Annotated in this window: 13 protein-coding genes; 4 read left to right on the top strand and 9 right to left on the bottom strand. The window is 46.7% G+C overall.

Features of this window, described 5'->3' with window-relative positions; translation table 11 throughout:
- Positions 1 to 310 precede the first annotated feature (310 nt).
- Positions 311 to 787: a GrpB family protein gene (locus DFR28_RS14460; RefSeq protein WP_113955090.1), complete on the top strand. Its 477-nt coding sequence runs from the start codon at positions 311 to 313 to the stop codon at positions 785 to 787.
- Positions 788 to 956: 169 nt separating this feature from the next.
- On the opposite strand, the gene DFR28_RS14465 is transcribed toward DFR28_RS14460, so the two are convergent.
- Positions 957 to 2,624, bottom strand: a complete 1,668-nt coding sequence (locus DFR28_RS14465) for a bifunctional helix-turn-helix transcriptional regulator/alpha/beta hydrolase (protein WP_113955091.1) — start codon at positions 2,622 to 2,624, stop codon at positions 957 to 959.
- Positions 2,625 to 2,949: 325 nt separating this feature from the next.
- Between DFR28_RS14465 and DFR28_RS14470 the strand changes: the two genes are divergently transcribed.
- Entirely contained in the window at positions 2,950 to 3,930 is a 981-nt protein-coding gene (locus DFR28_RS14470) for a malate dehydrogenase (protein WP_113955092.1), read from the top strand.
- Between the two features lie 145 nt (positions 3,931 to 4,075).
- On the opposite strand, the gene DFR28_RS14475 is transcribed toward DFR28_RS14470, so the two are convergent.
- The 7 genes from DFR28_RS14475 to DFR28_RS14500 form a co-directional block, all read right to left on the bottom strand.
- Positions 4,076 to 4,387, bottom strand: coding sequence for a DUF1244 domain-containing protein (locus tag DFR28_RS14475; RefSeq protein ID WP_113955093.1), 312 nt, complete (start codon positions 4,385 to 4,387; stop codon positions 4,076 to 4,078).
- A gap of 40 nt (positions 4,388 to 4,427) precedes the next feature.
- Positions 4,428 to 4,904 (bottom strand): flavodoxin family protein, encoded by a 477-nt coding sequence (locus tag DFR28_RS14480; RefSeq protein WP_113955094.1) that lies wholly within the window; start codon positions 4,902 to 4,904, stop codon positions 4,428 to 4,430.
- Positions 4,905 to 4,907: 3 nt separating this feature from the next.
- On the bottom strand, positions 4,908 to 5,804 hold the full coding sequence (locus tag DFR28_RS14485; protein ID WP_113955095.1) for a DMT family transporter: 897 nt from the start codon (positions 5,802 to 5,804) through the stop codon (positions 4,908 to 4,910).
- Between the two features lie 97 nt (positions 5,805 to 5,901).
- Positions 5,902 to 6,030 (bottom strand): hypothetical protein, encoded by a 129-nt coding sequence (locus tag DFR28_RS20015; RefSeq protein WP_281268393.1) that lies wholly within the window; start codon positions 6,028 to 6,030, stop codon positions 5,902 to 5,904.
- Positions 6,031 to 6,101: 71 nt separating this feature from the next.
- Positions 6,102 to 8,888 carry a valine--tRNA ligase gene (locus tag DFR28_RS14490; protein WP_113955096.1) on the bottom strand — a complete coding sequence of 929 codons (2,787 nt, stop codon included), beginning with the start codon at positions 8,886 to 8,888 and terminating at the stop codon, positions 6,102 to 6,104.
- A gap of 136 nt (positions 8,889 to 9,024) precedes the next feature.
- Entirely contained in the window at positions 9,025 to 9,468 is a 444-nt protein-coding gene (locus DFR28_RS14495) for a DNA polymerase III subunit chi (RefSeq protein ID WP_113955097.1), read from the bottom strand.
- A 16-nt stretch (positions 9,469 to 9,484) separates the two neighbouring features.
- A complete protein-coding gene (locus tag DFR28_RS14500; RefSeq protein WP_113955098.1) occupies positions 9,485 to 10,972 on the bottom strand; it encodes a leucyl aminopeptidase in 1,488 nt (495 codons plus the stop codon).
- Positions 10,973 to 11,114: 142 nt separating this feature from the next.
- On the opposite strand from DFR28_RS14500, the gene lptF reads away from it, so the two are divergent.
- Together lptF and lptG are read left to right on the top strand one after the other, a co-directional pair.
- Positions 11,115 to 12,224: an LPS export ABC transporter permease LptF gene (gene lptF / locus DFR28_RS14505; RefSeq protein WP_113955099.1), complete on the top strand. Its 1,110-nt coding sequence runs from the start codon at positions 11,115 to 11,117 to the stop codon at positions 12,222 to 12,224.
- 1 nt (position 12,225) lies between these two features.
- On the top strand, positions 12,226 to 13,296 hold the full coding sequence (lptG, locus tag DFR28_RS14510) for an LPS export ABC transporter permease LptG (RefSeq protein WP_113955100.1): 1,071 nt from the start codon (positions 12,226 to 12,228) through the stop codon (positions 13,294 to 13,296).
- A gap of 153 nt (positions 13,297 to 13,449) precedes the next feature.
- On the opposite strand, the gene DFR28_RS14515 is transcribed toward lptG, so the two are convergent.
- A complete protein-coding gene (locus DFR28_RS14515; RefSeq protein WP_113955101.1) occupies positions 13,450 to 13,935 on the bottom strand; it encodes an RDD family protein in 486 nt (161 codons plus the stop codon).
- Between the last annotated feature and the right edge of the window lie 60 nt (positions 13,936 to 13,995).

A 13,995-nucleotide genomic window follows, 5' to 3' on the forward strand; every position in this document is an offset into this window, starting at 1 on the left:
AAGGCTGTGTTGCTTTGATCGGCGATTTTAAAGGGCGCAGATAGAGAGAACCGAGATCTGTGAGGGGTAAGTGCTTCTCAAGGCGCGGTACAGCTTGCCGCAAAGCCGCAATCTGATGAAACCGAACGGTATCCCAACGTATTTGTTTAGGAGTAGTCGGCGCTAAGGGCTTGTTTGCGCCAAATAAGGAGCTCTGACATACTCGTTTCAGCCATTCGGCATCCTCTAAACAGATTCATACAGGGTGTGCGAATATTTAAATATCCCAGCATAATGTCGGATCATAAAACTGTTAGAGCTACTTCGAGCTATGTACATATTCCCACATGACCCTTTATGGAAAAATGAGTTTGAAATAACATCTAAAAAACTTTTAGAAGTGGCTGATATTGAAATTGAACTTCACCATATTGGAAGCACCTCTATTCAAGGGTTATATGCAAAAAATTGTATTGATATACTTGGTGTTATTAGTGACTTTAGTTTAGGCCATACTTTTATAGAACCCTTTAAGAGCCTAGGTCTAACTTATAAAGGCGAGTACGGAATTGCTGGAAGGCATTATTTCTCGGGAAGAGAAAACCCCAAAACACATTTGCATGTATTGCCTTTAGGGCATGAGCAGATTGATACTCATTTGCATTTCAAAAATATAATGAGTAAAAAGCCTGAGTTAGTAAAAGAACTGAATGAATTGAAAAAGGCGCTCTCCAGTCAATTCACCAAAGAGATCTATCAGATTAAGAAAAAAGTGTTCTATGACAAAGTCAGTAAAATTGAGCTTTAACAAGCTTGAACACTTACATTCACTCCGTTTATTCGGTTGCGTAAAGACGCGCGCCCCTTTTAAAGGCGTTACCGAGTGGTTCGCTCAGCGTAAGTAGCAGATATTTAATGGCAGCTTACTTCAAAGTTTGAAGTCTAGGCTTGCAAGATCACAAACCTAGATTATTAGGTCAATCTGTTAGGATTTCTTCAAATAGCGCGTAGTAGAGATGCTCGCTGTAGCCTTCAAGAATCCTTAGCTCGACATTGGGCAGTTGTTTGGCTAAGTGTTCAACGCCGTCTTGAGACACTCGAATGTCTTCGGTTCCCCACCACATGGTTACTGGCACGGTAATGCTCGATAAATCTATCTTTCTCGGCGACAGGCAATATACCATCTCGCTTGAAATGCCCTCCAGACTTTGGCTGCTGCCTTCTCGAAATCCTTCTATCATCAAATCTAATGTTTGATTCTTTTGAAATAGCTCGCGTTCGGCTGAGCCAATACTGGATTCCAACATGCTCCGATAATGGACATCTAAATTCATTGCGATGCTTTTGAGCCAAAGTTGGTAGATCTCTTTGGCAAAGCGTTTTGATGCGCGTACTAGTCGCGAGGTTGGGGACAAAATGCCGGTTAAAAACTGTGTATCCGATTGCTGATTGACGAACACCGGTGAACATAGCCTGATCTGTTTAAGGCGGTGATCAGCTTGAGTTGCGAAACACAGAGCCATCACCGAGCCAAATACGGAACCTAGTAGGTCATATTGTTTAATATCTAGGGCGTCGATAAACTCGTTGATTAGAGCTTCCCAGCCTTTGGGATGATTTTTGATGTATTCGCTGCGTCCATAGCCAGGTCGATCGGGAATGATTACTCGTTTGTTGAGTTTGACTAGAATCTCCTCATAGCCTAGCGGGATGGTGACTCTGCAGCCGTAACCGTTGTGAAGCATGATGACAACATCGCCATCGGCCGGGCCGTAATCACGATAAGCTACTTGGTAACCGCTGGCTAAGTTCAGAAACCTATCTTTGGTTTTCTCGCTATCGGGCATAAATAGACCGCCACCGGTGCCAAAATAGGAGTCTAGGATTTGTGACTCATGGGTTAGTACCAGTCGCACGATATCGGCTTGTGATTTAGTGTAGGTTTTACGGTACAAAGACTTTAGATGCGTTTTTACGGTATTTTCTGAAATAAAGGATTCACAGGCTATTTCTTTAATTGTCTTACCGTGCATCAGCTTGACCAACACCATTTGCTCTTTGTCGGTCAGTTCATGCTGTTTGATAAAGTCGGGGTTCAACTGTTTGTCATTGCGTGACTGGTCAAGTACCAGCAGTAGATAGAAGCGAATCGGTTCGGCGTCTGGCGAAGTCTGGTTGTGGATCGAACGCAAGTAGACTTGGTCACCATTGCAGTGCAAATTTTCCAGTGAAGTCAAATTGCTACGGTTGCCCACTTTGTAATTTCGAATGTTCTGCTCTGCGGCATTTTGGGCGAGGTTCAATACATGAAGGTCGAGTTTTCCGGGCTGCACACTGCTCAATACTTGGGTGTGGAGGTCTTCGGCATTTTGATTGAAATAGATCGGAACAAAGTCGTTATCTAAAATGATCATTTTAAAGCGGCTTTTATCTAGCAAGGTGCCAAACGCGACTAACGCTTCATTGGTGTCACTGAGTCGCCTTAGTATTTGATCGCCTATCTCTAACTCAGAGAAGTTGGCTGGGTCGTCAAACGATTCCGTTTCATCGAGGACTTGATGCATGATGTCTATATAGTCTTCATGCCACCGTTCTGGTTTACCGATAATACGGTACACCAAGGTGCTAAACCGAGAGTTATCCATACCGAGTTTTTTTGTAGGGTTATTAGCAGCGCTACGTCGATTGAGCGAGACAGTAGGAGTGTCTGAGGGCGCGGATTCGAGCGCGTCCAAGTGCTCACGAAGTAGTATCGAGTACTGCTGTTTATTATTGTTACACCATATTAATCACTTTAAAGCCGCATAGCAATTGCACCAAAGGCTAAAGTGTTGATGATTAGTTTTATGTCGAGCGGGCTATTTATACTCAGTATTTGTATTCAAATGGTCACGAACATAGCCAGTAAGCTGCATTTTTAGTAAACTGCACGCGATTGCAAAACCCTTCTACAAGATGAGAGGAAACATCATGAAACAACCAGTTCGCGTTACCGTTACTGGTGCCGCTGGCCAGATCAGCTACGCATTACTTTTTCGTATTGCCTCCGGTTCAATGCTTGGCCCGGATCAACCCGTTATTCTTCAACTGCTTGAAATTACACCAGCGATGGGAGCACTCGAAGGCGTTGTCATGGAATTGAATGACTGCGCATTTCCGTTACTCCACGATGTGGTGATCTCTGATGACCCAGAAGTAGCGTTTAAAGATACCGATTACGCCTTATTGGTTGGAGCACGTCCACGTGGCCCAGGTATGGAGCGTAAAGATTTGTTGGAAGCGAATGCGGCCATCTTCTCGACTCAAGGCAAGGCTATCAACAAGGTGGCGAGTCGTGACATTAAAGTGCTAGTAGTTGGCAATCCGGCGAACACTAATGCGCTTATTGCTGCGTCAAATGCACCGGATCTTGATGCGGGACAATTTACGGCAATGACACGCTTAGACCACAATCGTGCACTTAGTCAGTTAGCGGAAAAAACCGGTTCACACACTACAGACATTAAGCGTATGACGATTTGGGGTAACCACTCGAATACTCAGTACCCTGATATCTCCAATGCAACCGTCAAAGGTGAAGCCGCAGCGGCCATGGTTGACCAGGCGTGGTTGGAAGAAAACTTTATTCCAACGGTGCAAGAACGCGGTGCGGCCATTATTAAGGCTCGTGGTGCTTCTAGCGCAGCGTCAGCGGCAGCGGCAGCGACCGATCATATGCGAACTTGGGCATTAGGCACAGCCGACGGCGACTGGGTTAGCATGGCGATCCCGAGTGACGGCAGCTACGATATCGAGCCTGGCATTATGTATTCGTATCCGGTTACCTGTAAGGATGGCAAATATACAATTGTTCAAGGCTTAGAAATCAGTGAGTTTAGTCGTTCCAGAATGGACGCTACTGAAGATGAGTTGCGCCAAGAGCGAGCGGCAATTGAGCACTTGCTTAGTTAGTCAGGGAACAGCTTAAGCGATTAGCTTGTGTAATCGCCGCGAGATCAAAGGCCCACAACGGTGTAATTGTTGTGGGCCTTTTTTATGCGAGGTGTCAGTTTCTTGCTATGTGGGCCTGAAATCGCTGGTAATTCGTTGCCGTTGATTATGTGTCAGCGTGCTTTTTAGCTGTCTGCTTGGCTTGCATAGCCGCTAGTTGTTCTGCTGTGGCGGCGGTTTGATATTTTTCTTTCCATTCGGAATAGGGCATGCGGTAAATAATTTCGCGCGCTTGCTCATAGTCGATTGTCTGGCCTTGCTCTGCTGCGCTAGCCACATACCATTTAGCTAAGCAATTGCGGCAAAAATCAGCAAGGTTCATGAGCTCAATATTTTGCACTTCTTTATGGTTATCTAAATGATCCAATAAGCGACGAAATACCGCTGCTTCGATGTTGTTATTTGTTTGGTCGGTCATAGTACGAGTCTGAAATTTTAATGATTTGGTGTTGCAAGAGTTACAGTAAGCCAGCGTCTAAACTAACCGCCATCGTCTCGCCAATAGTTTGGCATTGCTCAATGAACTGGCGTTGATGCTCGCCTTTACAAATTAGCGTGGGTTGAACCTCCCGCCACTTTAATCCCTTAATTATCGAATGCACGGAGCGGTTGGTACCGCTACCGTCAAGTCCGGCGCGAATCACTAGGGCGTATGGCTTGGCTTCGTTACGTGTTGGGTTTTCTAAACATGGATAGTATACGCGCTCGAAAAAATCTTTGAGTGCACCGCTCATATAGCCAAAATTTTCAGTGGTAAAAAGCACCAGTGCATCAGTTTTTAGCACGTGCTCAGCATCACAATCGAACGGTGACAAAAGTTGCGTATCGACTGCGGTGGCTCGCCGCGCGCCGTCCAGCATTGATTCCGCCAACAAAATGGTATTCGGCGATGGCGTGTGAGCGATGATAAGTAAGCTTGGGCGCGGACTAGTCATGGGCTACAGTGTACGCAATCCGAGCCGAGGTTTGAACTCATACAGCGAGAGTCCGACACAGACCAAGGCGGCGCCTATCCATACCTCAGTGACCAGCGGCTCTTGGTTGAGCCAGCTACTCAGGCATAGGCCGGTGATCGGCGTAATTAAGGCTATCAGTGATATTCGGTTTGCCGTGACGCGCTTTAATAGAAAGTAATACAGTGTATAGCCCAACCCAGTGCCGATGAGGCCTAGATAGATAAGGCTACTAATGGCTCGAGTTGATGTGTCAATATTAGGGCTGGGCTCTACAATTAGCGCGGCGATCAAAAATAACGGCATTGCAAATAGTAAATTGCCTGTGGTGATTTGCATGCCGGACAACGGTTGGTCTTTCACAAGTTGCCGGCTGACAACCGATGTTACCGAGCTGACTAAGGTAGCGAGCAAGCTTAGAACTACGCCCGAAAAAGACGCTTCCTCGAGCTTTAATCCTGCTGAAAAAACCAAATAGAGTCCGCCAATGCCAAGTAGCAGCCCAGCAATCCGACTCGGGGTTAAGCGGGTTTCTGGCTCGACTAATGCTGAAAGCGCACCAGTCATTAGGGGCGAAACGCCGAACAGCACCGCAATCCAACCAGATGGAATGAGTTGCGCCGCTGCGTAAAATAGGCTCATTGCCAAAAAAGCGGAAATACTGCCGACTGCATAAATTCTTAGTGCGGCCTTATTCATTGGTAGGCCTTGGCGCAACGCCATAATCGCAGCGGCACACACGGTCACGCCAATTATTACGCGTAATAGGGCGCTAGTCATCGGCGCTCCGCCTGAGCTCCATTGGATAGCGAGCGGTGTTGTACTCCAAACTACGATTACGGTAATAACAGCTAACGGGACGGCGAGTTTTTCAACGTTCATGGTGTGTTGTATCGGGCTTTGGTTATCGCTAATAGGCAAAAAAAAACCGCAGATCCAAAGGATGTGCGGTTTTGATTTAGTCGAGATTCGAACTACTTCAAAACGCACTCGGGTGTGAGCGGACACGAATACACGCGGTAACCAAGTTGATTCCAACGAAGTTCTTTACGTAGAGGCACGGCGCAAAGCCGATACGCAAGCCGATCATGTCTGTTTTGAAGTTCATAGTTCGAGTGTCGTGTTTAGTCGTGCACTTGTCAATTAATAATGACGAGGATACAACAGTGTGTAGCTGGCTTAAGCGTCGGCCTCCAAAAACTGCTTCATTCGTTCAATCTGCTCCAATAACAATCGTTTTGCCGATTCAGCATCAGACAATTGTTTCTTCGCTTTACTAATGACATCTTCCGGCGCTTTGTCGACAAACGCTGCATTGCTTAGGCGACCACTAACGCCAGCGATATCACGCTCCGCTTTTTCGAGGTCTTTACTTAAGCGCGCGATTTCAGCACTGGCATCAATAAAAGAACCAAGCGGAATCAATACTCGAGTGTCACCGACTAGCGCGGTTGCTGACTCTGGTGCGCTTTCGCCTTCCGAGAGAATGGTGATTGATTCGAAGCGACCAAACTTGGTTAAGTACGCTAGATTTGCTTGAAGGTAGTGCTGCGTTTGTTGATCTGCACCTTCTAACAAAATTGGCAGCAATTTGCTTGGGCTAATATTCATTTCACCGCGGATATTGCGTACCCCGGTAATGATGGACTGAACCCAATGCATTTCGTCAACTGCACTTTGTTCAATTTTCTCTGGGTTAGGTACCGGAAACTTGCAGTCCATTATGGTATCACCGTCTACCGCTGCTAGTGGTTTAACGTGCTGCCAAATTTCCTCGCTAATAAACGGCATGATTGGATGAATCAAGCGCAATGTGGTTTCGAGTACGCGCACCAAGGTGCGTCGTGTGCCGCGTAACTGTTTTGGTGTGGCATTCTCATCGTTTAATACGATCTTGGTGAGTTCGACGTACCAGCTGCAGTACTCGTCCCATACAAAGCGATAAAGCACTTGAGCAACTTGGTCGAAGCGATAACTTTCAAGTTTATCGATTACCTCTTGCTCAACTTGTTGTAAGCGAGAAACTATCCAGCGATCAGCTAAGCTAAGTTCCACCGTATCATTGGTTTGCCCGCAATCATGCTCTTGTGTGTTCATCAACACATAACGTGAGGCGTTCCAAAGTTTATTACAAAAATTCCGGTAGCCTTCTACTCGAGCTAAGTCAAAGCGGATATCTCTTCCTAGTGTGGCCTGACTTGCAAAGGTAAAACGCAGTGCATCGGTGCCGTAGGACTCAATGCCGTCTGGGAATTGTTTGCGCGTCGACTTTTCAATCTTGGCGGCCATCTTGGGTTGCATTAAACCACGCGTACGTTTTTCTATCAGCGCTTCTAAACTGATGCCGTCGATCAAATCAATAGGGTCTAATACATTGCCTTTAGACTTAGACATTTTTTGACCTTCTTGGTCACGCACTAAGCCGTGAATGTAGACCTCTTTAAAAGGCACTTGGCCAGTGAATTTAAGGCCGAACATGATCATTCGAGCAACCCAGAAGAAAATGATATCGAAGCCGGTGACCAACACGTTGGTTGGATAGTATTTGGCAAGTTCTGGTGTTTGTTGTGGCCAACCTAGAGTTGAAAATGGCCACAAGGCGGATGAGAACCAAGTGTCGAGAACGTCTTCTTCTTGACGTAATACGGCGTCGGCTCCGGCTTTTTGTTGAGCCTCTTCAAGTGATCGTGCTACAAATATATTGCCATCTTGGTCATACCACGCTGGAATTCGGTGGCCCCACCAGATTTGACGAGAAATACACCAGTCTTCAATGTTGCGCATCCATTCAAAGTAGGTGTTTTGCCAGTTTTCCGGCACGAACTTAATATCGCCGTCTTCCACGACTTTAATGGCTTGTTTAGCCAAAGGTTCAACTTTGACATACCATTGGTCTGTCAAATACGGTTCAATAACCGCATTCGAGCGGTCTCCTCGAGGCACCATTAGTTTGTGATCGTCAATCTTTTCTAGCAGGCCAGCGCTCTCGAAATCAGCGATTATTTGTTTGCGCGCGACGTAGCGATCGAGCCCGTGGTACGGTGAGTCGGGCAGAGAAATTGCGGCATTATCATCTAATATGTTTATCTTTGCTAAGTCGTGTCGCTTGCCGACTTCATAATCGTTGAAGTCATGAGCTGGGGTAATCTTTACGCAACCCGAGCCGAACTCAGGGTCGACGTAATCATCCGCGATGATCGGAATTTTCCGATCAGTTAAGGGCAAGTCAATGGTCTTGCCGACTAAGTGTTGGTAACGTTCGTCATCAGGATGCACCGCGACGGCGCTATCACCAAGCATGGTCTCAGGCCGAGTTGTTGCGACAATTAAGTAACTACTTGGGTCGTCACTTAGCGGATAGCGAAGATGCCAAAGGTGGCCATTTTCTTCCGCTGATTCGACCTCGAGATCAGAAACCGCTGTGTGCAATACTGGGTCCCAATTGACTAAGCGTTTGCCTCGGTAAATAAGGTCTTCTTCATACAATTTAACGAAGACTTCTTGGACCGCGTCGGAGAGTCCATCGTCCATCGTGAAGCGTTCACGAGTCCAATCGATAGCCGCGCCCATGCGTCGCAGTTGACCGGTAATTGTGCCGCCCGACTCAGCCTTCCATTCCCAAATTTTCTCGATAAATTTTTCACGGCCAAGGTCGTGGCGCGAAATATTGTCGGCCGCTAGTTGGCGTTCCACCACCATTTGCGTCGCGATACCAGCGTGATCGGTACCGACTTGCCACAGCGTTTGATCGCCTTTCATGCGATGGTAGCGCGTTAGCAGGTCCATGATCGTGTCTTGAAACGCGTGCCCCATATGTAAGCTACCGGTGACATTCGGCGGGGGAATCATAATGCAGTAGGCCGAGTCTGAGTCACGCGCTGCAAAATTATTATTTGCTTCCCAGCGTTTATAAATTGCCTGTTCTATATTGGCTGGCTGATACTGATTGTCGAGCGCGTTGGTCATGGTGTTGATTATGTGGGTTAAATTATTCGTTCAAACGACCAATTATACGTTCTTGCAGAGTTAGATTCAGCTGCAATTGGTCATTGCCGGTGGGTTTAGCTTGATTGTGTGGTGATCGAGCTTGTCGTGTCAGAAATTATAGTTCGATTGTATGCGTTTTTAGCTCGAATCCTTCCGACTGGTAGCGTTTATATCGTGCTCTGGCGGCTTGTTTTGCATCGTCGTCAGCATCCACAATCTCGGCTATTCGAGCAAAGTGATGGCTAAATAGCGGGATTGTGGTGCCGACGTTGATTAATACATCGTACTGCCGTTCGAGCACTGTCGGAGTCACGTCATTTTGACCTCCGATATGGACTGCCGACAACGGCTTTGCTTCTTCAAGTTTGTCGTGAGCAACGAAGCTGGTATCTGAAAACGACCATAGAATTGAATCCAGTGCGGCGGTATCGGCACTGGACTCAGTCACAATCAGCGCGCGTTTATCCAAGCGTTGCAGCTTGTTGGCTAAACGACCAGCCAGTTTAAACTTGGCTTGATTAACGTGATTCGAAATCAGATAAAAATCAACCTGCTTCATGCTCGTATCCAATGCTCTAGCAGCGGTCGATAAGGTATTGAGTTAAAATGGGCACCGCGCGACCCGTTGCTCGCTTACCTGCTGAACCGCCCCATGCTGTGCCTGCGATGTCGAGATGAGTCCAGCGAAAATTCTCAGTGAAATAAGACAGAAAACACGCAGCTGTAATGGTTCCTGCAGATGGCCCACCAATGTTGGCAAGATCGGCAAAATCACTTTTGAGCTGCTTTTTATAGGTCTCTTTAATCGGTAGTTGCCAGGCGAAATCAAGGCTGGTTTCGCCAGCTTGAAGCACTTCGTCGATCATCTCTTGATTATTGCCGAGGACTCCGGCTGTTTGATGCCCTAGCGCGACGATGACGGCGCCGGTCAGTGTGGCGATGTCGATCACAGATGCTGGTTTATAGCGTTCGGCATAGGTTAGTGCGTCGCATAATATTAATCGACCTTCGGCATCGGTGTTTAAAATTTCAATAGTTTGGCCTGACATACTGGTGACCACGTCGCCTGGCTTATTAGCTATACCGTCTGGCAGGTTTTCAGAGCTTGGGATAATGCCAACAACGTTGATGGGCAGTTCCATTTCGGCGGCCGCTTGAATAGCGCCAAACACGCTGGCTGCACCGCACATATCATATTTCATCTCGTCCATTTTGGGCGACGGTTTGAGTGATATACCGCCGGCATCAAAGGTTAGACCTTTGCCTACTAACACGTGCGGCGCGGCTTTGCTGCTTTTAGCGCCTTTGTATTCCATGATGATTAACTTAGCCGGTTCACGGCTGCCTTTGCTTACCGACAGCAATGAGCCCATACCCAGCTCTTCCATCTGTTTTTCCGACAAGATTTTGACTTTCAGACCATGCGATCGACCGAGTTGTCGAGCTTGGCTGGCCAGGTAGGTCGGGGTACAGACGTTCCCTGGCATATTACCGAGATCCTTGGCGAGCGTTTTACCGTTATGGATCGCCAAGCCGATGGCCGCAGACTTCTTTGCTAAGCCGAGTAGTTTTTTGTCTTCACACCACAGGGTCGCTTTAAATTCGGCGTTGGGTTTTGGGCCACGCGCAGATTTAGGCTGCATCACATATTGGTACTCGATATCGCCAAGCGCTTCGATTAAATGGCGACTAACTGTTTCGATATCGCTTTTGGCGACCAATGCGTCTAGGTCAAATGTCGCGCTATTCACTTTGAGTGCTTTTAATTTGCTGGCAACCGACTCGAGTATCTCGCGAACTGTTTCGGTCGATAGGTTCTTTTCGGTGCCGGTACCCAGCATTAATACATGGTTCGCGGCTAGGCCAGATGGCACCATTAGGCTGACTATCTCTCCTTGAGCGGCAGCAAACTGTTTGCTTGACTGTAAACGGTCTAAAGCGCCGTCGGTAGCAGCATTTAATTCGCTGTTTTGCGATGCAATTTTCTTGAGAGGTTTTAGTGCCACTACTAAGCAGTCAGTTTTCTGTTGAAGATTTTTTGCGGACTTGAATAAAATTTTCACGAGTATTCCCTATCTTAATGTTTAGTCTTTCGCCATTTTGTATGGATTGCTTGTTACAATGTGGCGCTTTTCCCGATTATAGCCTGAAATGAGTCGTAGCCGAGTAGTCCGCCTAATACCTACTAATGATTATCACTAAATTATGATTATCGACAAATCCTTTATCACCGAGGTATTGCGTACAGCGCTGGCCGTTACGTTTGTAATTATCAGTATTTTTCTCGTAATGCGGGTTATGGGATTCCTTAGTCAAGCGGCGGAAGGAATCATTCCTGTTGGCGGAGTATTGAGTCTAGTGGTGTTGAAAATGGTGTCCTATTTGGATGTCATGCTGCCGCTGATGTTTTACATAGCACTGATTATGGTATTAAACCGTTGGTACTCAGATCAAGAGATGGCGGTACTGGCTAGCGCAGGATTGGGATTATTTCATTTTTTGAAGCCGCTCGGTGTGTTGATTATTATGCTGGGCGGGCTAGTTGCGTTTTTTTCCTTCTATCTAACGCCGTTGTCGTTAGCGCAAGGTTACAAGCTCGAGCAAGAGTTTCGTCAGAGTAGTGAAGTCTCTGGTGTTGTTACGGGCCGCTTCGTTGAAGCTAAAGACGGGAATGGGGTTTATTTTATTGAAGACTACAACCGCAAGACTGGTAACTATGAGAACGTATTCGCTTATCGCGCATCGTTTGAGCGAGAAGGCGTGGTGGTTGCAAAAACCGCATATCGCACGGAAGATGAAAAGACGCAAGACCAGTTTTTAGTGCTTATTAACGGCTCTCGTTATGAAGGTGTGCCGGGCTCGCCCGATTATCGCGTGGTTGATTTCGAGAAATATGCCTTACGCATTGAGCCGAAGAATCAAACCAAGTTGTATCTTCCTGTGCGCTCTCGACCCAATAGTGAGTTGATGGATGCCGACGATCCGAAGTTGCGTAGTGAGTGGTATTGGCGAGTCGCTAAAATATTTACTCTGCCAGTGCTGGCTATTTTCGCACTGGCTTTGAGTCATGTTGACTCGCGTAGAGGAAAGTCGACCGGATTGATATTGGCTTTCTTGGTGTATCTCACGTATACCAACCTGCTGGGTTACACGGTCGCGCTGGTGAAGAAAGGTGAGGCCACCACAGGGCTGCCGATTTGGTCAGTTCACGCAGCCTACTTTTTGTTGGCATGTTACTGCTTATATAGGCGTAACTACAATTTGCCGCTGATTCCTCAGATACGTTTTCGACCGCGTCAAGCGAAGGTGGCCTAGTATGAGGATTCTTGATCTTTACATCGGCAAGATTTTGTTGCGCTACATCATGGTTACGATTGTGGTGCTGCTTGGTCTATTTACCTTCGTGAGCTTTATTGATGAGCTAGGTGATTTGGATCGAGGTAGCTACGGGATTATGCAAGTTCTGCAACACGTTATCCTGAGCATTCCGAAGACCTTATATGAAGTCTTTCCGATGGCCGCCTTGATTGGCTCTATTTTGGGTTTGTCGACGCTCGCGCGAGACTCAGAGTTAGTCGTAATGCGAGCGGCGGGCATTTCAATTCAGCGCATCGTCTTTTCAGTAGTCAAAGTCGGTATTTTATTGGCTGTCGTCGCCATGATCATGGGCGAGGTTGTGTCGCCTTATACAGAGACGCGGGCGCTCGAAGTCAAAGCGGAGTCGATTCAAAATAAAGGCGGGCGCAAAGGTAATTTTGGGGTTTGGATGCGAGATGACAATACCTACGTCAATATTGGCGAGGTATTGCCTGATTTAACGTTATTGAACATCAAAATATTTGAGTTCGATAATCAGAATTATTTGCGCTTTCTCTCGACTGCTAAACAAGGCGAATACAGTGAAGACAACCAGCGTTGGGTTCTGAAAGGTTTACGGCGCACGATGATTAATGACGAGAGTTCGGCGGCGGACGAAGTTACCGCGGCGTACTGGAGTACTGTGGTCGAGCCTGAAATTTTACGTGTGTTCCAAACCAAAGCTGACCAGCTTTCTATTTGGCAACTCAAAAACTACATTGCTCACCTAAAGTCGAATAAGCAAGATACATCTAGTTACGAGCTGACATTTTGGTCCAAAATTGTGACGCCATTTGCCACCTTGGTAATGTTGATTTTAGCCGTGCCTTTTGTATTTAAAGAATCTCGTAGTGGTAACCTTGGCCGTAGCTTGTTTTCTGGAATTATGATTGGTTTGGCGTTTTTTATCCTGAACCAAGCCTTCAGCTACTTTGTTACGCTATTTAGTATTCCACCGATGTTGGGGGCGGCTCTTCCGACCATGCTGGTCTGCGCGTTGAGTATTCATATGATACGGCGAATTGTCTGACGAGGTTCTGGATCGATCGCGTAGTATCGCCAAGTGGATAGTATCGCATCACTAATCTCGGTCGAGCAGCCGCTAAGTTTCAGGCTTTGTTGGTAATCTAAAGCTTAGCCGCTCGACCAATTTATCGATGCTTTTGCGGTCAGTGCCCTTGGTCTATTTCGACTTTGGTTTGTGCCGGATAATTTTGGTGTCGGTGAGTATGTCGTGCCAAGCTAGGTTCTCTCGATTTAATAGAATCCAAGTAAAGCCAAGTCCGATAGCGCCCCAAGAAACCATCGCGAATAAACCGCGCTTAATAGCAAGCGGCCAATCAACAAATTTACCGTTTGGTTTGATTAAGTATAAATTCCAAGCCTTCATTCCTGGCGTTTGACCGCCGTGGGTCCAGAACCATCCATAGTAAAATAAGCCAAGCGTGATGGCGTTGATGATGACAATGATCAAGCCAATTAGCTTGCCTAAATCCGTCAATGACCGGTTACTTGCTTGTGTGCTTGCTAGCTCAAATAGCGCGTCAGGAGCGATTACAAACTTATACAACGCCATTAATAATGCCGAAGACAGAAACACTAGACTAAAGAGTAACAGGCCGTCATAAATCATGACAAGGAAGCGTTTAAATAGGCCGACAGATTGCATTGTTAAGGGTTCTCGCTGAATAAGGTGATTTGGTGATAAGTGCTGAACGTAAGTGAGTTG

The organism is Arenicella xantha, assembly GCF_003315245.1.
Classification (GTDB): Bacteria; Pseudomonadota; Gammaproteobacteria; order Arenicellales; family Arenicellaceae; genus Arenicella; species Arenicella xantha.

What these genes read in the sequence shown, in the direction of transcription:
- DFR28_RS14465 (WP_113955091.1), bottom strand. Translation starts at nt 2,624, where the DNA reads ATGGATAACTCTCGGTTTAGCACCTTGGTGTACCGTATTATCGGTAAA.
- DFR28_RS14490 (WP_113955096.1), bottom strand. Translation starts at nt 8,888, where the DNA reads ATGACCAACGCGCTCGACAATCAGTATCAGCCAGCCAATATAGAACAG.
- DFR28_RS14495 (WP_113955097.1), bottom strand. Translation starts at nt 9,468, where the DNA reads ATGAAGCAGGTTGATTTTTATCTGATTTCGAATCACGTTAATCAAGCC.
- DFR28_RS14460 (WP_113955090.1), top strand. Translation starts at nt 311, where the DNA reads ATGTACATATTCCCACATGACCCTTTATGGAAAAATGAGTTTGAAATA.
- lptG (WP_113955100.1), top strand. Translation starts at nt 12,226, where the DNA reads ATGAGGATTCTTGATCTTTACATCGGCAAGATTTTGTTGCGCTACATC.
- DFR28_RS14470 (WP_113955092.1), top strand. Translation starts at nt 2,950, where the DNA reads ATGAAACAACCAGTTCGCGTTACCGTTACTGGTGCCGCTGGCCAGATC.
- DFR28_RS14515 (WP_113955101.1), bottom strand. Translation starts at nt 13,935, where the DNA reads ATGCAATCTGTCGGCCTATTTAAACGCTTCCTTGTCATGATTTATGAC.
- DFR28_RS14480 (WP_113955094.1), bottom strand. Translation starts at nt 4,904, where the DNA reads ATGACTAGTCCGCGCCCAAGCTTACTTATCATCGCTCACACGCCATCG.
- DFR28_RS14475 (WP_113955093.1), bottom strand. Translation starts at nt 4,387, where the DNA reads ATGACCGACCAAACAAATAACAACATCGAAGCAGCGGTATTTCGTCGC.
- DFR28_RS14485 (WP_113955095.1), bottom strand. Translation starts at nt 5,804, where the DNA reads ATGAACGTTGAAAAACTCGCCGTCCCGTTAGCTGTTATTACCGTAATC.
- lptF (WP_113955099.1), top strand. Translation starts at nt 11,115, where the DNA reads ATGATTATCGACAAATCCTTTATCACCGAGGTATTGCGTACAGCGCTG.
- DFR28_RS20015 (WP_281268393.1), bottom strand. Translation starts at nt 6,030, where the DNA reads ATGAACTTCAAAACAGACATGATCGGCTTGCGTATCGGCTTTGCGCCG.